The organism is Polymorphospora sp. NPDC051019 (genome assembly GCF_040683055.1).
Taxonomy (GTDB): domain Bacteria; phylum Actinomycetota; class Actinomycetes; order Mycobacteriales; family Micromonosporaceae; genus Polymorphospora; species Polymorphospora lycopeni.
Window position 1 is genome coordinate 580,118 of record NZ_JBFBCH010000001.1, and the last position, 26,369, is coordinate 606,486.

Below are 26,369 nucleotides of genomic sequence, written 5' to 3' on the forward strand. Positions count from 1 at the left end.
TCGAGTAGGCCCAACATCGACGATGACGCGGAGGCCTTCATTCTTGAGGTCGCCACGTCGGACGGTGTGCCCGGAAACGCGGGGAGGGAGGTGCCGATTCCGAGGTCCGACCAGTAGGGCACCGGTCGGCTCGCCGAGGTAACGGGGACTCGTACAAGCTTCGCGCGGCGAACCTGCCGCCCGGGGAGTCACCTGTGACGACGGCGAGTGCGAGCCCGAGCGCGACCCGATGCGTACGGGGATGGCCGTGCCGGCCTGGATCTCGGTTGCGGGTTGCCCGGCCAGGCGGATGCGCAGCACCACGTCGTCAGGCCGGGTGAACGCCAGCCAGACCGAGGCGCGGGTGCGGAAGACACGGCGCAAGAAGGGACCGGCGACGATACTCGGCAGACCGGCCCGTTAAACGGCGTCGTTTATCCTGATCCCCAGGTTTCGACACTTCGCGACTCGGTCGGGGCGGCGACCGGCCAACGCTACGCCGATGCACCCGCCCTGGTTGTCCGATCTGTTTAACAGATCTGATCGAGTCGTGGAATGCCCGCTACCGGCGCGAGGTCCGCGCCCGATGGACGATGCGATGGAAGCCTGTGCTGAACGCCTTCGCCATGACGTTCGGTGACCGCTGGCCGGCCGCCGATACCTACTAACCGTCGCGCCCGCGGTCGATCCCGCCGGTCTTGTTCCAGTTGACGAAGCGCAGCGTCACCTGTGCACCTCGGCCGGCGCCGCGCGCACGTGGGGCCGCAGCACCCACCACAGTAGGCCGACCCAGAACGCGGTCAGGATCGCGGCGCCGAGCAGGTCGGTCGGGTGGTGCATGCCGCGGTACATCCGGGACAGCGCGACGCCGGCCGGCATGACCACCGCGAGCACCACGGCAAGCCAGCGCCACCGGCTGTGCATCCGGCCCATGACCAGGACCGCGATCGCCACCCAGATGCACATCGTGGCGGCGATGTGCCCGGCCGGGAACGACGACGTGGGCATCGGGCCGTCGAGCTGCGCCACCGGCGGGCGGTCCCGCTGGACGGCGGCCGCGGTGCACAGAAACAAGGTGAGCTCGCCGACCATGGTAAGCGCCACGAACACCACCGGCTGCCACTGCCGCCACACGGCCAGCGCGATGGGGCAGAAGACCAGCGAGATGGCCAGGATGGCGTGGGTGTCGCCGGCCTTGCTCCCCACCCAGCTCACGTCGTCCAGGGTGGGAGTGCGGAACGTCTGCAGCCACCGGACCACGCCGTCGTCGAAACGTCCCAGCCAGGTGCCCTCGGTATGGTTCTTCAGCAGGTAGCCAACGACGTACAGGATGCCGAACGTGAACACCCAGCCGGTTAGGATCTCGGTGGCCTTGACCCACCGGTGCGGGATCGGGTGGCTGGAGTCGGTCGCCGGCTTGATCGCCTCGGCGGCCTCGGGCTCCAGGCCCTCGTCGAGCGGTGCCACTGGGTGTCCCGCCTCGCGCCGCCACAGCCGGAACGCGTACGCCGTGACGCTCAGCCACAGCGCGCCGAGCAGCCAGCCGGCCAGTACGTCGGTCAGGTAGTGCACGCCGAGCGCGATCCGGGTGACGCCGATGGCGAACACGACCAACGCGACCGCCGAGATGAACAGCTTTCGGTAGCGCACCGCGGGCAGGAACACCAGCAGCACGGCGCCGTAGACGACCATCGAGCCGAGCGCGTGCCCGCTCGGGAAGCTGTTGCCGGTCGCGGCCGCTACCGGCGCCTCCAGCACTGGGCGCAGCCGGCCGACCAGCGACTTCACCGACGGGTCGAGCAGCAGCGCACCGGCGGCGGTGGCCAGCAGGTAGACCGCGAGGCGGACCCGCCGGCGCACCAGCAGCAGCACCGCGGCGACGCCAACCAGCCAGAGCATGACCGGCCGCCCGCCCAGCCGGGAAATCCCGTTGAGCGTGTTTACCAGATACGACCGGGGCGACACGACCTCGTTGAGCTCCCAGGCGACACCGCGGTCGACGCTCATCAGCGGTTCGAGGTGCAGCCGGACGAGGAGCACCAGCAGCCCGAACCCGAGCCCGACCGCGACGACCGCCAGCAGCGGCACCCACCGGCCGGCCAACCGACCGGGCGGCGCTTCCCCGGACGGCGCCGCGTCGACTGCCATCAACAGCCTCCCAGGTACGAGCTACATCGCTTGTTCGATGCCGACTTCGTACCGAGCGAATCTGAGACGACGATTAATGGGCGTGCGGGCGGTGAAGGCGGCGTAGTACCGCGGTACCGCCTCCCTCCCGAGATTGACGACCGCAGTACGACGGAACAGGACGGAATCGGTCCTAGCTTTCAGGCCATGAGGAATCTTGAGAATCCACGGTGGAGGTTCGCCACGGCCACCATGGCGCTGGCGACGGCGTTCGCTGTCGTCGCCTGCGGGGCGGACGCCGACAACAGTTCGGCGCCCGCCGCAGCCGGCTCGCACAGCGCGCACGCGGGCAGGTCGTCGGCTCCCCCGCAGCCGCTGCGCGCCGGCGAGCGGTTCGTCGACCTGAAGATGGGTGACGTGTACGCACGACGCCGGGCTGCGCAAACGAGTGCCGCAGCTGAGCAAGCTGCCGCCGCGCTACGTGGTGTGGGGCGACGGCACCAACGACGAGATGTGCATTGGCATCATGACGGTCTCCCCCCGCAAGTCCTGACGGTTCGGGTCTCGCGATGGCCGTGACCGGCCTCGCGGGTCTGGTGGCCGATCGGGACCTGTGCCCAGGGCAGGGCCTTGAGTTGGGTGAACAGAGTCGGCTGGTTTCCCTTGACCGGGATCAGCAGGTGCGCGCCTCGCGCGGCGATCTCGGCGGCGTGGTTGACCTGCGTATGTAGTGCGTCGGCGACGAAGGTCTGGCCGTGCAGTCTGCCCAGAACCTGTTCGATGGCGTCCAGCAGCGGGGCGAAGGCGGTGATTTCGTTGGATTTCGCGCTCACGGTGACATGCGCGAGGACGATGCCGGTGGTGGTGTCCAGCGCGGACAGCAGGTGGACCTGGCTGCCGTCAGCGCGGCGGGCGCCACGTAGGGTCTTGCCGTCGATGGCGATGACCTGCCGGTAACTCGGCAGACGGGGTGCGGCCGGCGGAGTCCGGGTGCGCAGCCAGCCCGCCAGGATCGTGGCGAGCAGGTCGGCGTCCAGTCGGATCAGCAACCGCCACATCGTGCTGGTCGCCGGCACACCACGCCGGAAGCCGAGCCGGGTCCGGGCGATGTCGTCCAGATCGTGCAGCCAATCCGCGATCGCCGTCACCGAGGACGCGCCGGCCATGACCGCGCCTACCGAGACCGCAAGGAGCCCGGCAAGTGGGTAGCGCAGCCCGCGAGGGCTGCGGGGATCCGGAACCGCCGTCATCGCGTGCAGCAACCCTGCATGTTCACCGTCGGTCACCGGGAGGATGGGAGCGTCGGTTGGGGTGGTGACTGCGGACAGTACCGGGATCGGGCATGCTGACATCGCGGGTGAGGTCCTCAAAGTGTCCTGGAAGCGTAGAGAACTCCCCTGATCACCTAGACGGCCTCCCCCGCCCTGACCGCCTCCGCAGAGGTCAATCACACACATAACCGCAGCTCAAACCGCTGCCGACCGAACACGCAATGGCCCTGACGGCTAGAGCCAGTGACGTACGGTGCGCATGCCGCCGGCGTCGTACTCCCACCCGTCTGGGTGACCGGGGCGATCTTTCCTTGGGCCACCAGCAGGACTTGGTGCTCTGCGTCGCCTGGGCCTTGTCTGCCGGGCAGTACCTCGACGCCACCACTCTGGTGGGTGCGCTGGGCACCTGGTTCGGCCACCCGGCCTGAGCGGCGCATTAACGGTCGCCTCAGGTTCGCTCGGTATGAGTAGGCCTCAGATAAGCGACGTAACCCGCATGTAGGGGGCTATTGATGGCAGTCAACGCAGCGCCGTCCGGGGAAGCGCGGGCCGGTCGGTTGGCAGGCCGGTGGGTGCCGTGGTTGGTGATTGGCTTGTGGGTGGCGCTGGCGGCGGTCGTGGTAACGGGCGTGAACGCCCGCGCTACCAACCCCGCTCGCCGAACCGGCATACCGGCATGGTGAACAGGGACAGCACGCGCTTCCAACTCAGATCGCTCGCCGCATCCGGACATCGGGCGGTGACGCAGGCCTGCTCGATGAGACAGATGCGGGTGCCGCCGGGCCTGTGTGCACACCGAACCCGACCGGGAAACGACGACAACGCCGTGAAGCACCACCGGTTTCATGGAGCACCGGGTGAACCCTGACCAATCACTTATCGGAGATCTCGTGTCCTCACGTTTAGATTCGACAGTCGTTGATCGACAGTGCGGAAGCGCGCTGCCAGCCAACGCTGGTGACGCCGCAGCCATGCTCGTCGGCGCCGTCAAGCGATACGGCTCCGGCGGGTCGGCCGTCGTCGCGCTCGACGACGTCACCATCGCGTTCCCAACGGGGAAGTTCACGGCTGTGATGGGCCCGTCGGGTTCGGGAAAGTCGACGATGATGCACTGCTCCGCCGGGCTGGATCAGCTGACGTCGGGCCGCGCGTTCGTCGGCAACACCGATCTGTCGGCCCTCGATGACCGCGAGTTGACCAGGTTGCGCCGAGAACGGATCGGGTTCGTGTTCCAGGCGTTCAATCTCGTGGCGACGCTCACGGCCGAGGAGAACATCTGCCTGCCGTTGACGTTGTCGGGGCGGCGGCCGAGTGCCGCAGTGCTCGATCAGGTCGTGGCGCTGCTGCGCCTCGGTAATCGCATGCATCATCGGCCGACGGAGCTCTCGGGTGGCCAACAACAACGAGTCGCCGTCGCCCGGGCGCTGGTCGCCCAGCCGCAGGTGGTTTTCGCCGACGAGCCCACCGGCAACCTCGACACCCGGTCCGGACAGGAGATCCTCGGATTCCTGCGATCAGCAGTCGATCTGCATCACCAGTCGATCGTGATGGTCACGCACGATCCCAACGCCGCTGCCTGGGCGGACCACGTCGTGTTCGTCGTCGACGGCCGAGTGCACGACGTAATGGATCACCCGTCGGCCGATTCGGTGATCGACGTGATGAAGGGCCTGGGGCGATGAGCCAGATGATACGGAGTGCGGCTCGCAGCGTGCTCGCGAGTCGGGGTCGGTTCGTGCTAACGGGCACGGCGATCACGCTGTCGGTGGCGTTCCTCGTCGCGACGCTGGTGCTGTCCGACTCGATGCGGGGCCGAGCGGCCGGTGACATCGCCGAAGCGTTGGCCGGGATGGACGCCGTGGTGCAGGGCGTCGTCCTCGGCGAGCCCGGCGGAGGGCCCGGAGATCCGGAAAGGTCGGTTCGGCGATCACTGGATCCCGACATCACCGAGCGCGTGGCTACGGTCGATGGCGTCAACGGCGCCGCCTCGCAATGGGTCGGCTTCGCGAAGCTGGTCGTCGACGGATCGTCAGTCGGAACCGGCACGGCGAGCGACGTCGGTCGCAACTGGGTCGCCGACCCGGCGCTCAATCCGTTCCGGCTCACGAGCGGGCGACCACCGATCGAGGTCGGCGAGATCGTGATCGACCGATCGCTCGCCGATGACGCAGGCTTGGCTCCGGGTGACGTCGTACAGGTCCTGACCACGACGGGGATACACGACGCGACCATCACCGGTGTCGCGACGTTCGCGTCGGCGGACGCGGCACCACTGCAGCGAACGGTGCTGTTGCCCGACGGAGCGGTGTCCGCCTGGCTCGACACTGCGGCGCCGACGGAGGTGCTCGTTGACGTCGCGGAGGGCGCTGACCGCGCCGAGGTACTCGACCAATTGTCGGCACTGACTGATGCCGAGGTCATCGACGGGCACGACCACATCCGGACGATGCAGGACGCCGCGACGTCACCGCTGCAGTTCCTGACCGTGTTCCTCCTGGCCTTCGCCGTGGTCGCGGTGTTGATCGGAGTCACGATCATCTTCAACACATTCGCGCTCACCGTCGCCCGCCGCCGACGGGAGTCGGGGCTACTACGTGCGATCGGTGCGCAACGACGCCAACTGCTCGGCGGAGTGGTGATCGAGGCGGCGATCGTCGGGACGATCGCCACGCTCGCCGGCCTCATGTGCGGGGTCGCGGGAGTGGGCGCGCTGCGCTGGCTCGTCGGACTCGCCGGGGTCACGTTGCTCACCGGGCCGCCGGTCGTGAACACGACCTCGATCGCGGTCGCCGCGACCGTCGGTATCGGCGCAACGATCCTCTCGGCATGGATCCCGGCTCGCCGCGCGGCGGCGACACCGCCGATCGAGGCGCTGCGCGAGAGCGCGGCGGAACCTCGGGTCGTGAGCCCGGCGCGAACTGCGAGCGGGCTCGTGCTCGCCGCAGCGGCGATCGCTGGAGGAGCTGTGGCTGTGGTGCGCTCGAGCGCGACGTGGATCATGCTCGTCGCTGCCATCATCCCGGCGCTCGTGCTGTGCGGCCCGGCGATCGTGACCGCCGCAGCGCGTGGGAGCGCTCAGGTAGCCCGCCGCGCCGCCGGTGTGTGTGGCTCAATCGCAGCGGGCAACCTGGCTGCCAGCCCTCGTCGATCGGCGTCGACGGCGCTCGCGCTCATGCTCGGCACCGCGATGGTGACGATGTTCGCGATCTTCGCGAGCTCCCTGACGAGCGCGGTCAGGACGGACGTTCGTGACGGACTGAAGGCCGACCTGGTGGTCACGTCGGCAACCGTCGACTTCCCGACGATCGACCCCACCCTGGCCGGCCGGATCGCAGCGCTGCCCGACGTCGACGCAGTCGCTGCGCTGTCGATCGCCGAAGGAATCGCGGCAGGGAAAGCCGAGGCGATCGGCGGCATCGACCCGACAGCGCTGCCCACCATGTTCGACCTCGACCCGATCGCCGGCGACCTCGCCGACCTGAGCGAGGGGGGCGTGGCCGTGGTCGGCGACGACCCGACGCTGCTCGGCGGCACCCTCGCGATCGAGTTCGAAAGCTCGACACTCGAGGCGCCGATCGTTGCCGTGGTCGCGAGGAGCACCGGCGGTTTCGAAGCCCCTTTGTACTTCGTCGACCGTGCGACACTCGACGCCTTGGTCGGTCGCCTGCTCGACGCTCTGTTATTCGTCGACCTCGCCGACGGAGTGGCCGCAGACGCCGAAGAAGACGTGAGGGCGCTGGTCCGAGCCACGCCCGGGTCGTTCTTCGAGACCCGGGCAGAACACGTCGCCAACAGCGGGAGCGAAATCGCCGCGTTCCGGAACTTCATCGACGGGATGCTCCTCCTCGCGAGTTTCATCGCGCTCCTCGGAGTCGCCAACACCACGGCACTCGCGATCAATGAACGCTCTGGAGAGCTCGGGCTACTGCGAGCGGTCGGCGCGACTCGCCGCGAGTTGCGGCGAATCGTGCGGCTCGAGATGGCACTCCTGTCGTTCGTGGCAGCATCGATCGGAATCGCCGTCGCAGTCGGCTTCGGCTGGACGCTGATCGACGTCACCGGTGGCGCGGAGATCCCATCCGTCGTCGTACCATGGCCCCGCCTCGCAGTGACGCTCGTCGTTGCAGTCGCAGCCGGCGTCGTCGCTGCAGCGTGGCCCGCGTTCCGGGTCTCCCGGGTGCCAGTGCTCGACCTGGCGGGCCGGGACCGCTGATGCGCAGGTCCTGCCTACGGATCAGAAGGCCGTGCCAGCGCCGCGAGATCGCCGTCGGCAAGCACGAGTACGTCTTCGAGCACGTCCGGCGGGAGACACAACTCCTGCGGCCCGTAGCAGTCGTGCCATGCCAGGTCGGCCAACTCCAGCAGGTCCAGCGCCGCCTCGACCTCCGGCTGACGGAACGACGCGGCGATCCGGGGCAGGCGTTCCCCACGCCGCTGTGCGCTGCCGACCGCCACGTGGCGCCCTCCGATACCTGATCGAGAGTGTCACCCTACTTCGGCGGTCCGAGCCCCTTCCTGACCCGGTCGGTCTCGTACGCCCAGATGGCGATCTCGACCCGGTTACGGACGCCGAGCTTGGCCATCAGGCTCGCGATGTGGGACTTGACGGTGCTGAGGCTGATGTGCAGCTCGTCGGCGATCTCGCCGTTGGTGCGACCGCGGGCGACGGCGACGAGGACCTGCTCCTCCCGGTCGGTGAGGGCGTCGACCGGCTGCCTCGGCGGCGCGGCCGGTCCCGCGTCGGCGAAGGCCGTGAGCAGTCGGGTCGTGATGCTCGGGGCGATGAGCGCGTCGCCCTCGGCGGCGGCGTGCACGGCCTGGGTGAGCAGGGCCGTACCGGAGTCCTTGAGCAGGAACCCGCGCGCACCGGCGCGCAGCGCGGCGTAGACGTACTCGTCGAGGTCGAAGGTGGTGATGACGACCACGGCGAGGGGATCGGCGACCGCGGGCCCGGCAAGGCGGCGGGTCGCCTCTATACCGTCCATATTGGGCATGCGGATGTCGAAGAGGCACACGTCCGGGCGCAGGTGCCGGGCCAGTTCGACGGCCCGGCCGCCGTCGGCGGCCTCGCCCACGACCTCGATGCCGGGCTGGGCGTCGAGGATCATCGTCAACCCGGTACGGACGATCTCCTGGTCGTCGGCGACGACCACGCGGATGGCCATGAGGCGATTATGCGGCCGTCGCGCTCCAGGGCAGCACCACGGCCACCGTCCAGCCCCGGTCGGGGTTGGGACCGGCCTCGCACGTGCCACCGAGGAGGCTCGCGCGCTCCGTCATGCCGACGATGCCGAACCCGCCCGGTCCGGCGGGGCGGGCCGAACCGGTGTCGCCGTCGTCGGTCACGCGCAGGCGTACGGATCCGGCGTCGGCGGCGACCCGGACCTCGATGCGGGTCGCGTGTCGGGCATGTCGTCGCGCGTTGGTCACCGACTCCTGCGCGAGGCGGTAGATGGCGGTGCCGACGGTCGCCGGGATGCCGTCGAGGTCGCCGGCCAGTTCCACGTCGACGATCGGACCGGGCTGGGAGCCGTTCGTCAGCCGTACGAGGTCGGGGATGCCCGGGTTGGGTGCCAGGTCCGCCGGTCCGGTCCGGCGCAGCGTGTGCACCATCGTCCGCATCTCGGCGAGGGCGCGCGCCGCCTCGGCCTCGATGACGCGGAGCGCGTCGACGGCGGCGTCCGGCCGGGTCGCCGCCACCGCGATGCCGGCCTGGGCCCGGATCGCCATCGCCGAGACGTGATGGGCCACGGTGTCGTGCAGGTCGCGGGCCAGCCGCTCCCGTTCGAGCAGTTTGGCCTGGTCGAGACCACGGGCCCAGAGCATCGCCCGGTACCGGAACGCGATGGCCAGGGCGAAGGTCGCGAACAGCACGACGAACCCGATGACCATCTCGGTGAGGTCGACGTAACCCAGCGCCGCCGACAGGAAGTTCTTGGCGACGATGAGCGCCGCACCGGCCACCGCCTCCCGACCGGAACCCCACCGGAACAACGCGTACGGCAGGGCCAGCAGGTAGACCATGGTGACCAGGTCGGGCTCGCGGCCGATGAACAGCGGGGTCACGCCGGTGGCGACGAAGGCGGTCGCGACCATCGGCAGCGGCCGGGCGCGGCGCCACAACAGCGTCGGCACCAGCGCCAACGTGATGATCACCGCGGCGGCGCGCGCCGGGATGTCCGGCCGCAGGATTCCCTCGAGGACCGTGAGCGATGCGACCACGCCCACGAGCGCCCAGTCCCGCCAGCCCAGCTCGGGCGGGTCGGGGGCTCGGGGCGCGCCCCACACGGAGCGGAGAAGCTCACGCACGTACCCGATCGTACGCAGCGCCCGCCGGCACCGGATTGGCCCAAAGTACGGCCGGCGTCCCGTTCCATCGGCCGGGTCGGATCCGGCCCGCGCTCCGATGAGTTCCCGCGCACCGGCCGGGAGGATCGACGCACGACGACGGGGCAACAAGGATCAGGCAACGGGAAGGGCGGCCGTGAACTCCTCCGCCAGATCGAACTGGCTCATCCCCACCGGCCTGCTCGTGCTCGCCGCCGTACCGGTGGTCGCGGGCGGGCTGCGACTGACCGAGCTGGCCGGCGGCGGGCAGGTGCTGCCGGACGGCGAACGGATCGGCTCCGCGCCGGTGCCCGTGATACTGCACATCGTCGGTGTCACCGTCTACGGCATCCTCGGCGCCTTCCAGTTCGCCCCCGGCTTCCGGCGCCGGCGCCGGGGCTGGCACCGGGCCGCGGGACGGCTGCTGGTGCCCTGTGGACTGCTCGCCGCGCTGAGTGGACTGTGGCTGACCCTGTTCATGCCGCGCGCGGCAATCGACGGTGACGTGTTGGCCGTCATCCGGGTGGTGGTGAGCGTCGCCATGGCCGGTTGCCTCGTCCTCGGCTTCGTCGCGGTCCGGCGGCGGGACTTCGCCCGGCACCGGGCGTGGATGATCCGCGGCTACGCGATCGGCATGGGCGCGGGCACGCAGGCCTTCACCGCGGCGGCCTGGGTCGCGGTGGCCGGCCCGCTCACGATGTCGGGCAAGACCGGCACCATGACCGCGGCCTGGCTGATCAACGTGGTCGTCGCGGAATGGATCATCCGCCGGCGTCCGGTCACGGCCCCCGGCCGGCCGGCGCCGGCCGGGATCGCCCCGTCGATGTGATCGTCTGCGGTTCAGCACTTCCGGTACGGCGTGTCAAATGCCTGGGCAGCAGACGATCAAGGCGGCACGGACGCCGCACACGGAAACCGTTGCTCTATCCCCTGAGCTACGGGGGCGCGATGATCCAGACTAGCTAGCAGCGGCTGTCAGCGTACCGCAGGAAGCCGCAGCCGCGATCGACGCCGGCACCGCCACCAGGGGATCGCACGACGACCACACGCGCGCGGCCCGGCCGGGCGGTCTTCAGCGACGGACACGATCGGTCGAGATCGGTCACGATCGGTCACCGTTGCCGGAGCAGACACCGGGCACACACACAAAGGCCATCGATACCTGTTCACGCCGGCCGGTCTCGTCGAGGTGATGCCCTCCAGATGTAGGGTTGCCCCAAGCCGGTGCCTGACCGCCCGCCGCTCAACCCCTCTGCGGTCCGCAGGTGGCGCGAGTTGGAGCGGCTTCGGTGAGCGGGCAGCGACGCTTCGGACGGGCGCGATATCGACGGCATCCGCACACGCCCAGTTCGCCCCATCCTGCGAGCAGGCACACCAGCTGGCGGGGCCCACGACCAGAATGCCGCCCACGACAGCCGCGCCACCGACGATCCAGACCACACGGTCCGTTACCTCCCCGACGCTCTTCGCAAACCGATACGCCCTCTTCTGTCGATGGGAGGGCGTCGCGCTCGCTGTCGTACCGATGTGAGTTCGCCGAGAAGTGGCCGTGGGCGCCGGCCTGGTCGCGCAAGTCTTGCATGGCGACCGTACTTCTCGGCGATGTGCGGGCCTGCTGGCAGACGCTGATTGTCAGCGGGCTACAGGTTGTTGATTCGGGCCAGCAGCTCTGCCTCGGTCAGATTCTCCAGGACCGCGTCCTGCTTGCGGCCCAGGACTGCCAGCAGCTTTTCCTTCTCCAGTTTCTTGGCTGCCGCCGCCTTCGCCGACTGGTCCTCCGCGAGGCGGATGGCGATGACGTGCTTGACGACCTCCAACTTGGTCTCCAAGGTTGCCTTGGCCGGATTGGTCTCGGTGGCCACGAACGACTCGGTGTCGATGGCCTTGAGTTCGGCGTTGACTGCCTTGGCCACGTCATCGAGGCTGAAGCCGGACTTGGCGGTCAGCGGAAGCTCCCACAGCTGTTCCGTGGTCAGCAGTCCCTTGGCCGACGGGTAGCGGAATTTCTCCCGCGTGGCCTTTTCAAAAATGGTCACGATGGCCTCTCTCAGATTTTCTGGGTAGGAAATCAGAACTGGATACTGATGAGGTGGCGCCGGCCGTCGGTCATGGTCACCTTGGCGACCACAGAGCTGCGGACCGTGGAGCTGAAGCCGAGGCCAGACAGCTGATCCGAGGACGGCTCGCACTTGGTGCGATCGCCGAGAACCTCGAACACCTTGCGGTGCGGTTGCAGGTCGCCGCGGAGGAACTCGTTGTAGATTCCCCGGGTCGGCTGGTCGTTCACGCACCCTTTCAGGATGAAGAAGTAGTGGCGGTTGCCGACCTCGCCGTCGTCGAAGTAGTTCGGCGAGTACATGATGGTGGACACCGGCACGAACTGTTCGGTGGTGATTCCCCACAGGTTCTTGCCTGCGCTGCCCGGCTGCATGTCCTTACCCGGCCGGAACGCGGTGATCACCTCGTCGGCGACCGTCATCCGGCCCACCTCGACGGTCTCCTTGTGGCCGACCGCCCGCTCGTGGCTGTAATGCTCGATTTTCCCGTTGCTCTCGGTCTCGATCACAAAGCCGACCTCGGTGCTTTCCCGCTTGTTGAACTGGTGCACCTCGATCCGGTACTCGCCGTCGGGGACGTTGTCGGTCCAGGTAACGTTCTCCACCGGCTCGCGCGAGAACGCTCCGCCCGCGTTCATGTCGACGTCCAGCTTGTTGCGTTTCTCCTTGTACCAGATGTGGTCGCCGTTGGGTTCGAACACGTGCAGGTCGAGGTCGTCGTGGTTGAACCAGGACAGGCTCACCCGCAGCTTGCCGGTGACGTTGCCGCCGGCCCGCTTGACCTTCTCCTTGATCGAGTCGGTGACGTTGCCGTTGTAGGACCAGCCGAAATCGTTGTCCCAGGTGAACAGCCGCGGAGCGGCCGGGTGCCGGCCGGTGGTGAGACTGACGAAGTGCGGTTCGTGGCTGTTGGCGACCCACAGGTCGATGGTCGCGGCGCCAGGCAGGATGTCTTTCATGAAGGTGACCACGGGAGTCTCCTCCGGCTTCGCGTCACGAAGGCGCGCACCTGCCGACCTCATGGTGGCCGCCTGCATGAGCAGCCCTTCGATGCCGTCCTTCATTCGCGACTGTGTGTCGTTGTCGACCCATAGCACGTTGGTGACCGACACGTCGGACAGCCGGGCGAACCGTCGCTGCAACGACTCCTCGATGCCCAACTCGTCGATGGTCTTCATGGCAGCCTTGACCATGGCCGGGGTGATCAACGCCGTGGGGCGCTGGTAATTCTGCGGTGCCACCTTCGTCTCGAACGACCGGACCGCCTGCTCCAGGTCGACGCCCGCGGACAGATCCTGGACAAGGGTGCCGATCACCGTGTTGCGGAACCGGGCCGCCGGGTTCATGGCGTTGGCGAAAATGAAGGCCTGTCCGTCGGTCGCCTTCGTCCACCGGTTCTGCAGTGACCGGAACTCGGTCACCGCCCGACGATGCTCCGTGCCGCGGTAGAGGGCGTTGTCGTCGATGAGGTCGACGACGGTGTCCAGAGCGTGCTGGGTCAGCTCGGCCAGGCCACGCCGGAACACCTGTACCGCGGCGTCGAAGGTGCCCCGTGCCGCGCCGACGTCTTTGATGCGATGCCGCTTCTCCACCCGGCCGTGCAGGTGGTGCCACACCTCGACCTGGCCGTCGCGCAGCGTCCGGGTCGTCCTCGTCCCGTACTCCGCCTCGGTGGACCGGAAAATGGTGGACAACGGCAGCGTGCTGACGAATTCGTCCATTGCGGCGGCGACGATGGAGAAGACCGGGTCGGATGCAGACACCCCGGACCAGACGGAGCGAACCTGTCCGTTGTGGATCTCGACGATGTTACCGAAATTCTTGATGAACCCGCGGCAGGTCGAGCAGTCGTACTCGGACCGCTCACGGAACCGGAGGTTGGTGCCGGCGGGGAAGGAATCGAGAAAGGTGAGCCAGAGTGAGTCCCGGTCGAGACCGTCACCGACGACGTACAGCTCGTCCTTGGACATCGCGGACAGACGTATAGTCACATCCGTCACGAACTGCTGGAAATCACCCACTGTGTCATCCTCCTTGATCACCGGAGATCCTATGGAGTGCCCGCAATCGGAGAAACGCATTTCCGGCTGTCCGCACGGTCACGGACGGGCGCCGGTGGCCGGCGGTCAGTCGACCGGATTCGCGTACGGCGGTAGGGTGCCGAGCCGGCGATCAGCGGTTCCGCCAGTTGGCCGGTGGCTCAGTTGCGCAGATCCCGACTCACGCCGTGGTTGCCTTCCCGGGCACCGGCGGGCCTGGGTGGTCGGGGCATGCTCCGCATGATGATTTTCCTCGCCACCAACAACTCCGCCGACTACTGCGAGGAGACCGGCGTCCTCGCGCTCGAACTACGTGCCGAGATCGCGAGGGTCACCTGAGACCTGACCCGAGTGGCGGATCTCGAACATCCTCTCAAGCACGCCAGGCTCACACCGAGGGACCGTGTGAACGCGCGCTTGATCAGGTGCTCGCTCATGCCGCCGATAGTGCGCGTCGGCGCCGAAGCACCCCATCACTCGGCAGCCGTCAGCGGTGGTACGTCCAGGTGCGAGGCCGTCCGGTCGCGCCGCTGACCGTACGCGCTGACGACCCTGAGCCGTCACGGTCCGTACCGGTCGGCAAGGCTGGGCAGGCATCCTGGACAAGCCGAGAGCAGTAGCGGACTTCCGTGGCGCGTTGGTGGCATAGAATCGCTTGGATATTGGGGGTCTCCTTGCGTCTGTTGCTGGCTTGCCTCGTGGCCATCGTTTCGGTCGGGCTCGTCGCGTTCGGTGGCGTGAGCGCGCTTGCTGGGTTCCTGGACCAGCGCGCGGCGGATCGCGTGTACGTGGTCCAGTTCAAACGCCCCGGCGACGAATGCGGCGGCGCGCGGCAGTTGCACCTCGACGTGACCGACGGAAAGCCGCTGAGCTGCCGACCAGGGTATGCGGGAGTCGTCGGGGGATACGCCAGAAACGACCTGCCCGGCTTCGCCGACGCACAGAACGAGCAGGTGCTGGCCTTGGCCGAAGGGCTCGGCGGCGATGGGCTGTCGAGCGCTGAACAACGCCGGATCCAGGACCGGGTGGATCAGATCCTGGCCACGGTGCCAGCCGCCGAGCGGCCGGACCGCAAGCCGGGCTTGTGGGGCGCGCGCCAGGCCTGGCTAGGGGGTGGGCTGGCCATGGCCGGCGTGGTCGGGTTGGTTGCCCTCTTGCTGCTCGCCATCCGCGCTACCAAGCGGGCACGCTGAGGTGGAGCGGCCTGGGTGGGGCACCAGACCGCGCGGAGCGGCTTCGCCGCGAAGACTGGCAGCTCATGCTGCCCAAGACAGAGATCAGCGTCATGATCACGTATACGGACATGCCGCGATCCGGGCACACGGAGCGTGCCATCGGCAGGTCGGTAACCGTCCGGAACTGCCGAGTTGAGGACGTTGTGGCGAACGAACCAATTAGGAGCAGGCGACAACGGGCGAGCGACCGAAGGTACGGATTCAGCGTCTCGTCTGAGCCGGACGGCTTTGCGGCTACGCTGCCGGCCGTCCGGGCTCCTGCTGGTACGGTCGGCGGGTGATCGTCGAGGAGCACTGGTGGAACGGGGAGGCGGCGACACGAGGGCGTCGCGACATCTACATTCGTACCGATGGTCGTCGCTGGGAAGTGCAGGCGCAGATCGGTGGTGCGCACGGCCGTTCAGAGGTGCTGGAGTGCTTCAGCCGTAGCTCGGCGAGCATCCTCGCGAGGGCTTGGCGCGGGGGCAACCCGGCCTGGCGCATGCTGCCTCACTGAGGGTAGTGCCGTCGGGCGTCAGGCTGACGGCAGGCACAAGGTCCCTCGACCGAAGGGCCTCGACTGGCGGAGAGCGGGAACCCAACCGCGTTTCAACTTCTGATCCACGATCCTCACCCTCCACTGGGCGTCCGGCATCTCCGAACTCCGCCGCGCCGGAATGTCCGCTCATGCCGCGAGGCGCGCGCAACGCAGCGTGACGAGCCGGGCCAGCGCTCAATATCTGCGACTATCGATGAAAGTGCGGCCAAGGCGTTCTGAATCGCTACGGCAGACCTCGCGACTGCATCTCGTCCTCAACCGCTTCCCTGCGGCGCCGCCAGTCCCGCCGAGCCTTGGGGTTACGGCCGGGTGATCTGCTCGATGACTGCTCAAACTCCCGGGCCAGGCTGAACCGACCGATCAACTGTTCGTCGGTAAGGCCCGGCAGCTCACGGTCCCAGGTCTCCAACATCTTCCATCGCGACATGCCGTATGCCCTCCGTCCCTGCCGACGCCATTATTTCAGCGAACGGGATGCAAAGCTGGCATCCGCTTCTGCCGCAAAGCGTCGTCACCGACGGTGACACCGGGGCCGATCGCTGATGGTTCGAACGTGTTGATCATCGGATGCCTGGCCGCTACACGAACCTGGGTGCATGGAAACCTTGCCCGGACTACCCTCATCGGCGTGCCTGTTGATGATCTTCCGTTGCCTCCCGCGTTCGACGCGGTCACGGCCTGGGCTGGTGCTGGCCGGGTGGTGCGTGCCACCGAGCTGGACGTGGCGACGTGGCGGCTTCCCGAGCCGCAAAGGGCAGCGCTGGTCTCCTGTGGCGTACCGCTGATCGACGACCTCGTGAGTGCGGTGTCATTCCACGCTGCGCCGACGATGTACCGGTTGGCGAACTCCGACGACCTGGACTGGGTGTACGGTGCCGCACCGGGGACAGGCGAGGTGCGGGCATGGTCGTCGGACGGCAGCACTCAGTTCATCAACTCGACGATCACCCACTGGCTGTGCTCGCTGCACATGGTTGGTAACTGGCTGAACAGCTCGCCCGTCATCAACCGCTGGGACGAAGACGGACAGGCCGAAGAGGAAGCACTCGCGGAGATCGCCGACCTGTTGGACCGGATCAGAGCTCTCGACCCGCCCGCGATCGCGGACGGCGACCATGCAACCCACTTCTGGCCCGCAGTGCTCGACCGGTGGCTCTACTGATCGATGCAGACGTCCTCTTCTGCCGCCGACCGAGCAACGCTGCGCGCCGAGGTCCTCACTGTTCTTCGAAGTTGAACGCGAAGTCGCCGGTCTCGATGCGATCGATGAGTTGACCGACGTCGTTGGCCTGCCTGATCCCGCTGCCCCACCCATTGCTGGTGATGTCGACTAGCAGTACCGGGTCGGGGATGTCGGCCTCATGGGCGTCCCGGTGGTCACCGCGGTCGTAGGCCCAGGTCACCTTCAAACGATCGCCTCCCCGCCTTCAGAGTAGGCACACCAGTGCCCCACCTGCCCGCCACGGCCGCGGGGCCGTGGCGGATCGCGTACGGGTGCGCGTGGGTTGCCCGAACCAATACAGCTCGATGACCTCAATGGCGCGACCGCGTTTCATCGGAGCGGGCACGGAGCGTGCTGGTACAGGAATGCGTGCCATCCGTGGCCAGTGTGCAGCTTGTCGGGCTGCCGCAATGTCGAACATCGGCACACGGAAACCGCCGTGCGGTTCTGTCGCGTGACGGCACCAACGCCGACTCACCCTTGACAGCCAGGTACAGATGTACTGGTACGCTCGTACTAGTACATCCGTACCTGACGGGGTGGGAGATGCCTGACATGGATGTGGGGGCCGGCAGCGCGCCGATCGAGCGGTCGCGGCGCAACCCGGAAGGCCGCCGGCGGGCGATCGTGGAAGCGGCGGCGGCGCTGATCGTGGAGGACGGACTGACCGACCTGACCCACCGGCGGGTGGCCGCCCGGGCCGGGGTCTCACTGAGCGCGACGACGTACTACTTCTCCTCGCTGGAGGAGTTGAGCGAGGAGGCGCTGCGCCTGCTCGCCGACCGGATCGACACCGAGTTGGCGGCCGTCGCCGAGACGCTGGCGGCCCACGGCGGCGACCCGGCCGTGCTGGCCGGGATCCTGCACGGCTACCTGCTGGAGCCGATGCGGGTGCAGGCCGACACCGCGCTCTACCTGGCCGCGACCCAGCGACCGGCGCTGCGCCCACTGGCGCTGCGCTGGTTCGACGGCCTGGTCGAGGTGCTGTCGAACCACGTCGACGCGGGCACCGCGACGGCGCTGGCGGTCTACGCCGACGGCGTGACCGTGCACGCGATGCTGCACGACGAGATCCTCGACCTCGCCGCGATCACCAGGGCGGTGACGGCGCTGATGCGTCCCGACGACGGGAGCCGGCGATGAGCGCGCCGCAGGACGTCCAGCCGACCCCGGGCCTGTCGAGGGCGCGCCGGTGGGCCTGCCTGGCCGTGCTGTCGGCCAGCCTGCTGGTGGTCGTCATGGACATGACCGTGCTCAACGTGGCACTGCCCGACCTCGCGGCCGACCTGTCGCCGACGTCCGACCAGCAGTTGTGGATCGTCGACACGTACTCGCTGATCCTGGCCGGTCTGCTGGTGCCGATGAGCGCGCTGGCCGACCGGTGGGGCCGCCGGCTGCTCCTGCTGGGCGGCTTCGCGGTCTTCGGTGCCGCGTCGCTGCTGGTCCTGGCCGCCGACACCCCGAACGCGGTGATCGCGGTACGCGCCCTCCTGGGCGTCGGCGGAGCGATGATCATGCCGACCACGCTGTCGATGATCCGTACGGTGTTCACCGATCCGGGCGAGCGGGCGACCGCGCTCGGGGTGTGGGCGGCGGTGTCGTCGCTGGGCGCCGCGGTGGGACCGATCGTCGGCGGACTGCTGCTGGAGCACTTCTCATGGCAGGCGGCGTTCCTGGTCAACGTGCCGCTCATGGTCGCGGCGCTGGTCGCCGGGCGGCTGCTGCTGCCGGAGGCGCGTGACCCGTCCCCGCCCCGCTGGGACGTGGTGGCGACCGTGCTGGCGATCGTGGGCATGGTGTCGCTGGTGTGGGCGATCAAGCAGTTCGCCAAGTACTTCGCCGACGACGGGCTGGCCCAGCCGGCCGCCTGGGCGGCGCTGACCCTGGCAGTGGTGCTGCTCGGCTGGTTCGTGCTGCGCTGCCTGCGCCGGCCGGACCCGCTGCTCGACGTACGGCTGTTCACCCGCGCCCCGTTCACGGCCGGCACGGTCGCGGCGCTGGTGTCGATGTTCGCGATGGCGGCGCTGCTGCTCCTCGTCGCGCAGTGGCTGCAACTGGTCGAGGGCCAGTCGCCGCTGCAGGCCGGGGTGCACCTGCTGCCGATGGCGGCCGGGGCGGTGGTCGCCGCGCCGCTGGCACCCGCCCTGGCCGGGCGCGTCGGGGCCCGTACCGTCCTCGCCGGCGGGCTGGCCGTGGCCGGCGTCGGTTTCCTCGTGCTCTACGCCGCCGCCGGGCCGCTCAGCTATCCGGCGGTACTCGTCGCTCTGGCGCTGCTCGGCGCCGGCTCGGGGTCGCTGGCGATCGCGTCGGCGATCATCATGTCCGGCACCCCGCAGAGCAAGGCCGGCAACGCCGCCGCGATCGAGGAGACGGCGTACGATCTCGGCAACGTGCTCGGCGTGGCGATCCTGGGCAGCGTCGCCGCCGCGCTCTACCGCGACCGGCTCGCCGGCCTGACCGGGGAGGGCGTCGACGGCTCGCTCGTCGCCGCCGCACAGGAGTCGCTCGGCGCCGCCCTGCACGTCGCCGCGCAGGCCGGCGTACCGGAACTCGCCGCCCGCGCCCGGGACGCCTTCACCGATTCGCTGGTGCAGATCGGCATGGTCGGCGGCCTGGCGATGCTCGCCGCCGCGGCCGTCGTCTACATCCTCGTGCCCCGCAGCCTCGACCTGACCAAGCAGCAGCACTGAGCCGGTCACGACACCGACCGCCGGTTCGCCGGTTCGCTTGACCTTGCCGCAGCGTCAACGTTTCTACTGGTGGTCATGCGGATCGGCGAACTGGCGGCGCTGGTCGGGGTGTCCACCCGGACCGTGCGGCACTACCACCACCAGGGGCTCCTGCCCGAACCCGCCCGGCGGCTCAACGGATACCGCGAGTACGAACTGCGGGACGCGGTCGTGCTCGCCCGGATCCGCCGGCTGACCGAACTGGGCCTGTCGCTGGACGAGATCCGCGACGTGCTCGCCGACGACGAGGGCCGCGAGCTGCGGGACGTACTGCTGGAACTGGACGCCGACCTGGCCCGGCAGCAGGCGGAGATCACGACCCGGCGGGACCGGCTGGCGGCGCTGCTGGCCGCGACCGACCTCGGTCCGGACTCGGCGATGTCGCCCGCCCTGGCCGAGGTCCTGGGTGGGCTGCCGGCCGGCGGGTCGCGGTTCGCGGCGTTCGACCGGCAGGTGCTCGGCCTGATCGAGGCCGCCGCCGAACCGGCGCACCGCGACGGGTTCACCGCGCTGTTCCGGCCGCTCACCGAGCCGGACGCGGTGCGGCGGGGGCACGCGCTCAACGCCCGGATGGACGAACTCGCCGACGCCACCCCGGACGACCCGCGGGTCGCCGCGCTCGCCGCCGACCTCGCCGCGCACCTGCCGGACGAGATGGTGACGGCGCTGGTGGACAGTCTCGACGATCCCGACTCAAGCCACTGGCTGGAGGTGACGTCGCGCGAACTGCCGCCCGCACAGCAGGCGGTGATCCGGTCAATGGTCGAGTTGTTGAAGGAGCGGGGATGAACATCGCGGTAGTGGACCTGGCCGGCATCGACACCGGTATGGCGGACCTGGTCGGTGGCAAGGCGGCCGGCCTGGCCCGGATGATCCGCGCCGGCGAGCGGGTGCCCGGCGGGTTCTGCGTCACCACCACGGCGTTGGCCGGCGGGGCGCTCCCGGCCGGGGAGATCGAGCGGGCGTACGAGCGGATGGGCGGCGGCGTTGTCGCCGTACGGTCCAGCGCCACCGCCGAGGACCTGCCCGACGCCAGCTTCGCCGGACAGCACGTCACGGTCCTTTCCGTGACCGGGCTGCCGGACCTGCTCGAGGCGGTCCGCGCCTGCCTGGACTCGCTGGACTCCGAACGGGTCGCGGCCTACCGCGCGGCCACCGGAGTCGGTGCCGCGCGGATGGCGGTCATCGTGCAGCGGATGGTCGACGCCGCGGTGGCCGGGGTGCTGTTCACCGCCAACCCGGTCACCGGGAGCCGGTCCGAGATGGTGGTCGACGCGGCGCCGGGGCCGGGTGCCGCCCTGGTCGACGGGGCGCTGGACGCCGACCACTACGTCCTGGCGGCCGACGGCCGCCCCGACCGGGTCGACGGCTGCCTCGCCCCGCAGCGGTTGGCCGAACTGTACGCGGCCGGACGGCGGCTGCGGGACCGGGCCGGGACACCGCAGGACGTCGAGTGGGCCGTGGACCACGACGGGGTGCTCTGGCTGCTCCAGTCCCGGCCGGTCACCACCCTCTTCCCCGTGCCGCCGCAGACCGGCCGGCCCGGACCCCGCGTCTACCTGGAGCTGGGCGGGCAGTTCCAGGGGGTGTTGCAGCCGTTCACACCGATGGGGGTCGCCGCGCTGCGGACCGTCGCCGCGGGCATCGGCGGCGGGTCCGGCAAGGAGGGCGGGTCGGGCAAGGAGGGCCGTCCTGGCAAGGACGGCCGGTCCGGCAACGACAGTTCGGTCGTCGAGATCGGGGGCCGCCTCTACTTCGACCTCACCGACACCGTCCGCCGCCCCGGCGCCGACCGCTGGCTGCCGAAGTTCGTGGAGGCGGACTTCGGCCCCCGGGTGCGGACCGTGGTCGAGCAGGTGCTGGCCGATCCGCGCTTCGCCCCCGACCCGAAGCCGGCCCGCCGGGGCGGCGGAGTCGGGCCGCTGCTGCGCATCGCCCCGCGTGCCGTCGCCGGCGTCGTACGGGCACTGGCCCGCCCCGCCCCGGCCCGCGACCGGGCGTTGCGCGCGGTCGACGAGTTCCGGCGGGAGTCCGTCGCCCCGCCCGGGCTGGACACGGCCGCGCGGCGGCTGCGTTTCGTCGCGGACGTCGGGCTGCCGACCCGGAACCTGGAGCGGATGATCTGGCCACTGATGGCCGGCATCCTGGCCGGCGCCGCACCGACGGCGCTGCTGAAGGGCGTCGCGACCGAGGCCGAGGTCCGCACGGTGCTGGGCGGCATGCCACACAACATCACCATCGAGATGGACCTGGCGCTGTGGGAGATCGCCGAACGGGCCGGCGGACACCGCGAGCTGCTGCTCGGCGTCCCGGCGGCCGAACTGGCCGCCCGCCATCTCGCCGGGGAACTTCCCGACATCGGGCTGGCCGGGTTCCTGGACCGGTTCGGGCACCGCGCCGCCGTCGAGATCGACATCGGGGTGCCGCGCTGGGCCGAGGATCCGGCGCCGGTGTTCGCCGCGATCGCGAACTACCTGCGGATCACCGACCCGGACCAGGCCCCCGACCGCAGGTTCGCGCGGGCGGCGCGCACGGCCACGGCGACGCTCGACGACCTGGCCCGCCGGGTCCGCCGGCGCCGGCCGGTACGCGGCCGGATCGCGGTCTTCCTCCTGCGCCGGGCCCGGCAACTCGGCGGCCTGCGCGAGCTGGGCAAGTTCGCCGGCCTCTACCCGCTGGGCGAGATGCGCCGGCAGCTGCTCCTCGTCGGCGCCGAACTGGCCGGCCAGGGGCTGCTGAAGGAGGCGCAGGACATCATGTTCCTCGACCTCGCCGAGGCGGACGCCGCCGTACAGCGGCAGGTCGACCACCGGGAGCTGGTCGCCGCCCGCCGGCTGGCGTACGAACGGGAGCGGCGCCGTACCCACGTCCCGGTCGCCCTGCTCTCCGACGGCACCGACGTCGAGGCGCTGCGTACGGCGGAGCCGGCCGGCGAGGGGACGCTGGCCGGGCTGGCGGCGGCACCGGGCACGGTCACCGGACCGGCCCGGGTGGTGCGGGACCCGGCCGACGCGTACCTCGAACCCGGCGAGATCCTGGTGGCCCCGACCACCGATCCCGGCTGGACCCCGCTGTTCCTGACCGCCGGCGGCCTGGTGACCGAGATCGGGGCGCCGCTGGCGCACGGCCCGACGGTGGCCCGGGAGTACGGCATCCCGGCCGTGATCTGCGTACGGGACGCCACCCGGCTGATCCGTACCGGTCAGGTGATCACGGTCGACGGCGCCACCGGCACGGTCATCCTGTCCGACGGCACCTGACGGCGGCCCGCACGGTCCCGGTCAGGCCCGGACGGAGCCGGCTCGGCCACGGGCCGGCACGTCCTTCGGCAGCCGGCCCGCGTAGCGGCCGCTGGGCCGGAACCGGCTGGGCCGGTCGCCGTACTCCTCCAGGGCGTGGGCGATCCAGCCGGCGGTGCGGGCGACGGCGAAGATCGCCTCCCCGGCGTCGGCGGCCATCCCGCTGAGCAGCGTGAAGGCGGCGAGGGCGAAGTCGACGTTGGGTGCGGTGCCCGAGCGGCGGGTCACCGCGTCGGCCACCCCGGCGACCAGGTCGCGGGTACGCGCGGCCGGGCCGGCCGCCGGTTCCGGACTCGCCCACAGCAGTTCCAGCAGGGTGGCCGCCCGGGGGTCGCCGGCCGGGTATAGCGGATGCCCGAAGCCGGGGACGCCGCCGCCGGCGCGCAGCCGGTCGGAGACGGTGCCGACCGGGTCGCCGGAGCGTACGGCGTCGGACAGCAACTCGTACGCGAGTCCGCTGGCCGCGCCGTGCAGCGGCCCGTCGAGCGCGGCCAGGCCGGCACCGACGACCGCGTACGGGTGGGCGCGGGCCGAGGCGGCCACCCGGGCGGCGAGGGTCGACGCGGCGATGTCGTGGTCGGCGAGCAGGACGAGCGCGGTGTTGAGCGTGTCGATCGCGACGGGGGTGGGCGGGGCGGCGGTGAGCCGGGGCCAGAGCGCGTCGGCGACCGGGAAGCCCACCGGCGGGCCGGTCTCCCGGGCCTGTACCGGTAGTGCCGCCACCATGGTGTCCAGCATCGTGCGGGCGGTCGCGACCACCGCGGCGGGCGTGGTGTCGAAGCGCAGCCGGTCCGCCGCCGCGGCCGCCGCCACGATGATCCGCAGCCGGTCGGTCGGCCGGGCGGCCGGCGGCAGCGGCGCGGTGACCGCCCGGGCGAGGGCTCGCAGCTCGTCGTCGGGCACCAGCGGGACGTGGCGCGGTTCGCCGGTCCACAGCAGGGTGGCCACCGACTCGTACGACTCGGTGCGGGCCAGGACGCGTACGTCGTGACCCCGGTAGTACAGCGCGTCGCCGGTGATCAGGGTGATGCCGGTGTGGATCGCCGGGGCGTCGGGGGCGGGTCCGGGCCGGCGCCGTCCGGCGGCGAAGGTGACGACGTCGGACTCGGCGAACAGACTCTCCTTGCCGTCGCCGTTGCGCCGACTGGCCAGCAGGCCACGGCTGACGTAGGCGTAGACCGTCTCCTTCTTGACGCCCAGCCGGCGAGCGACCTCCTCGGTGGTCAGCAGGCGGTCCGGGCTCATGTGGTCATGCTCCCATATTGACTGAATCAATATTGACAGAGTCGACAGGGCGCCCCGACATTGAAGCGATGCTGACCGTGAAACCTGGACTTGCCGACGTCGTCGCCTTCGACACCGAGATCGCCGAGCCGGACCGTGCGGGCGGATCCCTGCGCTACCGCGGCATCGACATCGAGAAGCTGGTCGGCCACGCCACCTTCGCCGACGTGTGGGGGCTGCTGGTCGACGGCGACTTCGGGCGCGGGCTACCGCCCGCCGAACCGTTCCCGATCCCGGTGCACTCCGGTGACATCCGGGTCGACGTGCAGGCGGCGACCGCCATGGTGGCACCGTACTGGGGGCTGCGGCCGCTGATCGACATCGACGGGGAGCAGGCCCGCGAGGACCTTGCCCGTACCTCGGTGATGATGCTGTCGTTCGTCGCGCAGGCCGCCCGCGGCGCGCGGCTGCCCGCCGTACCGCAGCGGCTGGTCAACGGGGCCCGGACGGTCACCGAACGGTTCATGATCCGGTGGCAGGGTGAGCCGGATCCGCGCCAGGTCGAGGCGATCGACCGGTACTGGGTCTGCGCCGCCGAACACGGCATGAACGCCTCGACGTTCACCGCCCGGGTGGTCGCCAGCACCGGCGCGGACGTCGCCGCCTGCCTGTCCGCCGCGGTCGCCTCGATGTCCGGTCCGCTGCACGGCGGCGCCCCGGCCCGGGTGCTCGGGATGATCGAGGACGTGGAGCGGGGCGGCGACGCCCGGGCGTACGTCAAGGGGGTGCTGGACGGTGGCCGCCGCCTGATGGGCTTCGGGCACGCGATCTACCGGGCCGAGGACCCCCGGGCGCGGATCCTGCGGGCGGCGGCGAAGGAACTGGCCGCCCCACGGTTCGAGGTGGCCCTCGCGCTGGAGAACGCCGCCCTCGCCGAGCTGCGGGAACGCAAGCCGGACCGGGTGCTGGAGACCAACGTCGAGTTCTGGGCGGCGGTCGTCCTGGACTTCGCGGGGGTCCCGGCGGATCTGTTCACCCCGCTGTTCACCTGCGCCCGTACGGCCGGGTGGAGCGCGCACATCCTGGAGCAGAAGCGGCTCGGCAAGCTGATCCGCCCGTCCGCCGACTACGTCGGCCGGCCCGACCGCGACCCGGCGGACCTGCCCGGCTGGGACGGCGTCCTGTCCCGCCGTTAGGCCCGGTCTGCGACCGCCCCGTGTCCCACCGTTAGGCCCGGTCTGCGACCGCCCCGTGTCCCACCGTTAGGCCCAGTCTGCGACCGCCGCCCCATGCCCGCGGGCGTGGGGCGGCGGTCAGCCGGCTCGCCCACCTGAGGGTCAGGCGTCGGCCCGCATGTGTTCCCGCGCCCACGCGTCGAAGCTGGTGAGCGGGATGCCGAGGTCCCTGGCGTAGCGGGGGCGGCCCGGCTGGGGGGCGGCGTTCAGCCACTCGTGCCCGGCGCCCATCGCCGGCATCCCGGCGGCGAACGCCTCCTCCTCGGTCATGTCCGGCGCGGACAGCCGCGTGCCCAGGACACCGGAGAGCACCACGGCGATCTCCGTCATCGACAGGTGGTCGCTGGCGAACTCCAGCTCGACCCGGTCGAACCGCTCCGGCGCGGCGATCGCCGCGGCGGCCGCCCGGCCGAGGTCGTCCACCGCGACCAGGGACAGCCGGGTGTCGGGCTTCAGGACGCTCACCAGGCCGCCCTCGATGCCGCGCGGGAACAGGAACGCCATGGACGGCAGGAAGTTCACCATGAAGAAGCCCGGCTTGAGGATCGTCCAGTGCCGGAAGCCGGCCGCCCGGACCCGGTCCTGGATCGCGCTCTTGGCAGTCATGGTGGGTTCCACCGCGGCCCAGCGGCCTTCGGCCCAGCCCGGGGTCTCGGTGTGCTGACCGGCGCCGGTGACGGACGTGTGCACGAACTGCGGTACGCCGGCCGCCTTGGCGCCCTCGACGAGGTTGACGCCCTGGGCCACCTCCCCGTCGAAGTCGAAGCCCGCCGCGGTGACCGCGGGCGCCTGCACGGAGAAGACGGCGCGGACCCCCTCGGCGGCCCGGATCACCGAATCGCGGTCGTGGAGATCGCCGGTGACCAGTTCGGCGCCGAGCGCCTCGACGGCCCTGGCCCGCTCGGTGGCCGGGTCGCGCACCAGGGCGCGTACGGGAACGCCTGTCGCGCGCAGGGCGCGGACGGTGGCACCGCCCTGTCTGCCGGTGGCGCCGGTGACCAGGACGGGCGCGGAGGCTGTGGACATGATGCTCCTCGACTGCTCGGCAGCTAAACGGCGGGGTCCGCCGTTTATGTTTCGATACGAT

22 protein-coding genes and 1 pseudogene are annotated in these 26,369 nt (G+C 70.2%); 13 read left to right on the top strand and 10 right to left on the bottom strand.

Annotated elements, in window-relative coordinates; translation table 11 throughout:
* Positions 1-503: 503 nt before the first annotated feature.
* Positions 504-647, top strand: a pseudogene (locus tag AB0M79_RS02555) (IS256 family transposase); the annotation flags it as partial.
* A gap of 55 nt (positions 648-702) precedes the next feature.
* On the opposite strand, the gene AB0M79_RS02560 reads toward AB0M79_RS02555, so the two are convergent.
* Positions 703-2,127, bottom strand: coding sequence for a phosphatase PAP2 family protein (locus tag AB0M79_RS02560; protein ID WP_364207063.1), 1,425 nt, complete (start codon positions 2,125-2,127; stop codon positions 703-705).
* Positions 2,128-2,518: 391 nt separating this feature from the next.
* Here AB0M79_RS02560 and AB0M79_RS02565 point away from each other — a divergent pair, with 391 nt between their 5' ends.
* On the top strand, positions 2,519-2,659 hold the full coding sequence (locus AB0M79_RS02565; protein ID WP_364207065.1) for a hypothetical protein: 141 nt from the start codon (positions 2,519-2,521) through the stop codon (positions 2,657-2,659).
* Here the strand turns inward: AB0M79_RS02565 and AB0M79_RS02570 are convergent.
* Positions 2,631-3,392 carry an ISAs1 family transposase gene (locus AB0M79_RS02570; RefSeq protein WP_364207067.1) on the bottom strand — a complete coding sequence of 254 codons (762 nt, stop codon included), beginning with the start codon at positions 3,390-3,392 and terminating at the stop codon, positions 2,631-2,633. The two genes, AB0M79_RS02565 and AB0M79_RS02570, sit on opposite strands and share 29 nt — an antisense overlap.
* 956 nt (positions 3,393-4,348) lie before the next feature.
* Between AB0M79_RS02570 and AB0M79_RS02575 the strand changes: the two genes are divergently transcribed.
* Positions 4,349-5,059, top strand: coding sequence for an ABC transporter ATP-binding protein (locus AB0M79_RS02575; RefSeq protein WP_364207069.1), 711 nt, complete (start codon positions 4,349-4,351; stop codon positions 5,057-5,059).
* 53 nt (positions 5,060-5,112) lie between these two features.
* Positions 5,113-7,590 carry an FtsX-like permease family protein gene (locus AB0M79_RS02580; protein WP_364207071.1) on the top strand — a complete coding sequence of 826 codons (2,478 nt, stop codon included), beginning with the start codon at positions 5,113-5,115 and terminating at the stop codon, positions 7,588-7,590.
* 14 nt (positions 7,591-7,604) lie between these two features.
* Here AB0M79_RS02580 and AB0M79_RS02585 read toward each other — a convergent pair whose 3' ends face one another.
* The 3 genes from AB0M79_RS02585 to AB0M79_RS02595 are packed head-to-tail and all read right to left on the bottom strand — an operon-like array spanning position 7,605 to position 9,686.
* Complete coding sequence (locus tag AB0M79_RS02585; protein WP_364207073.1) at positions 7,605-7,832, bottom strand: hypothetical protein; 228 nt, start codon at positions 7,830-7,832, stop codon at positions 7,605-7,607.
* A gap of 35 nt (positions 7,833-7,867) precedes the next feature.
* Complete coding sequence (locus AB0M79_RS02590) at positions 7,868-8,542, bottom strand: response regulator transcription factor (RefSeq protein WP_364207075.1); 675 nt, start codon at positions 8,540-8,542, stop codon at positions 7,868-7,870.
* A gap of 7 nt (positions 8,543-8,549) precedes the next feature.
* Positions 8,550-9,686, bottom strand: a complete 1,137-nt coding sequence (locus tag AB0M79_RS02595; RefSeq protein WP_364207077.1) for a histidine kinase — start codon at positions 9,684-9,686, stop codon at positions 8,550-8,552.
* A gap of 175 nt (positions 9,687-9,861) precedes the next feature.
* Between AB0M79_RS02595 and AB0M79_RS02600 the strand changes: the two genes are divergently transcribed.
* Positions 9,862-10,533, top strand: coding sequence for a DUF2306 domain-containing protein (locus AB0M79_RS02600; RefSeq protein WP_364207079.1), 672 nt, complete (start codon positions 9,862-9,864; stop codon positions 10,531-10,533).
* 811 nt (positions 10,534-11,344) lie between these two features.
* Here the strand turns inward: AB0M79_RS02600 and AB0M79_RS02605 are convergent.
* Both AB0M79_RS02605 and AB0M79_RS02610 read right to left on the bottom strand, forming a co-directional pair.
* Entirely contained in the window at positions 11,345-11,740 is a 396-nt protein-coding gene (locus AB0M79_RS02605; protein ID WP_117672512.1) for a hypothetical protein, read from the bottom strand.
* 32 nt (positions 11,741-11,772) lie between these two features.
* Entirely contained in the window at positions 11,773-13,782 is a 2,010-nt protein-coding gene (locus AB0M79_RS02610; protein ID WP_364207603.1) for a hypothetical protein, read from the bottom strand.
* A gap of 692 nt (positions 13,783-14,474) precedes the next feature.
* Here AB0M79_RS02610 and AB0M79_RS02615 point away from each other — a divergent pair.
* The 3 genes from AB0M79_RS02615 to AB0M79_RS02625 all read left to right on the top strand — a co-directional run bounded on the left by AB0M79_RS02615 (position 14,475) and on the right by AB0M79_RS02625 (position 16,735).
* Positions 14,475-14,993, top strand: a complete 519-nt coding sequence (locus AB0M79_RS02615; RefSeq protein ID WP_364207081.1) for a hypothetical protein — start codon at positions 14,475-14,477, stop codon at positions 14,991-14,993.
* Positions 14,994-15,312: 319 nt separating this feature from the next.
* Entirely contained in the window at positions 15,313-15,531 is a 219-nt protein-coding gene (locus tag AB0M79_RS02620; protein WP_364207083.1) for a hypothetical protein, read from the top strand.
* Between the two features lie 595 nt (positions 15,532-16,126).
* Positions 16,127-16,735, top strand: coding sequence for an SUKH-4 family immunity protein (locus AB0M79_RS02625; protein ID WP_364207085.1), 609 nt, complete (start codon positions 16,127-16,129; stop codon positions 16,733-16,735).
* A 55-nt stretch (positions 16,736-16,790) separates the two neighbouring features.
* Here AB0M79_RS02625 and AB0M79_RS02630 read toward each other — a convergent pair whose 3' ends face one another.
* Complete coding sequence (locus AB0M79_RS02630) at positions 16,791-16,976, bottom strand: hypothetical protein (RefSeq protein ID WP_364207087.1); 186 nt, start codon at positions 16,974-16,976, stop codon at positions 16,791-16,793.
* 365 nt (positions 16,977-17,341) lie between these two features.
* On the opposite strand from AB0M79_RS02630, the gene AB0M79_RS02635 reads away from it, so the two are divergent.
* The 4 genes from AB0M79_RS02635 to AB0M79_RS02650 all read left to right on the top strand — a co-directional run bounded on the left by AB0M79_RS02635 (position 17,342) and on the right by AB0M79_RS02650 (position 22,784).
* The gene (locus AB0M79_RS02635) at positions 17,342-17,938 is read left to right on the top strand and encodes a TetR family transcriptional regulator (RefSeq protein WP_364207089.1); all 597 of its coding nucleotides are present in this window, start codon (positions 17,342-17,344) and stop codon (positions 17,936-17,938) included.
* Complete coding sequence (locus AB0M79_RS02640) at positions 17,935-19,485, top strand: MFS transporter (protein ID WP_364207091.1); 1,551 nt, start codon at positions 17,935-17,937, stop codon at positions 19,483-19,485. Before AB0M79_RS02635 ends, AB0M79_RS02640 begins: the two co-directional genes overlap by 4 nt.
* Before the next feature lie 75 nt (positions 19,486-19,560).
* The gene (locus AB0M79_RS02645) at positions 19,561-20,313 is read left to right on the top strand and encodes a MerR family transcriptional regulator (RefSeq protein WP_364207093.1); all 753 of its coding nucleotides are present in this window, start codon (positions 19,561-19,563) and stop codon (positions 20,311-20,313) included.
* Positions 20,310-22,784 (top strand): PEP/pyruvate-binding domain-containing protein, encoded by a 2,475-nt coding sequence (locus AB0M79_RS02650; RefSeq protein WP_364207095.1) that lies wholly within the window; start codon positions 20,310-20,312, stop codon positions 22,782-22,784. The genes AB0M79_RS02645 and AB0M79_RS02650 overlap by 4 nt, the downstream gene beginning before the upstream one ends.
* A gap of 21 nt (positions 22,785-22,805) precedes the next feature.
* Here AB0M79_RS02650 and AB0M79_RS02655 read toward each other — a convergent pair whose 3' ends face one another.
* Entirely contained in the window at positions 22,806-24,068 is a 1,263-nt protein-coding gene (locus AB0M79_RS02655) for a citrate synthase (RefSeq protein WP_364207097.1), read from the bottom strand.
* Positions 24,069-24,136: 68 nt separating this feature from the next.
* On the opposite strand from AB0M79_RS02655, the gene AB0M79_RS02660 reads away from it, so the two are divergent.
* A complete protein-coding gene (locus tag AB0M79_RS02660; RefSeq protein WP_364207099.1) occupies positions 24,137-25,243 on the top strand; it encodes a citrate synthase 2 in 1,107 nt (368 codons plus the stop codon).
* Positions 25,244-25,384: 141 nt separating this feature from the next.
* On the opposite strand, the gene AB0M79_RS02665 is transcribed toward AB0M79_RS02660, so the two are convergent.
* Positions 25,385-26,308, bottom strand: coding sequence for an NmrA family NAD(P)-binding protein (locus AB0M79_RS02665; RefSeq protein WP_364207101.1), 924 nt, complete (start codon positions 26,306-26,308; stop codon positions 25,385-25,387).
* Between the last annotated feature and the right edge of the window lie 61 nt (positions 26,309-26,369).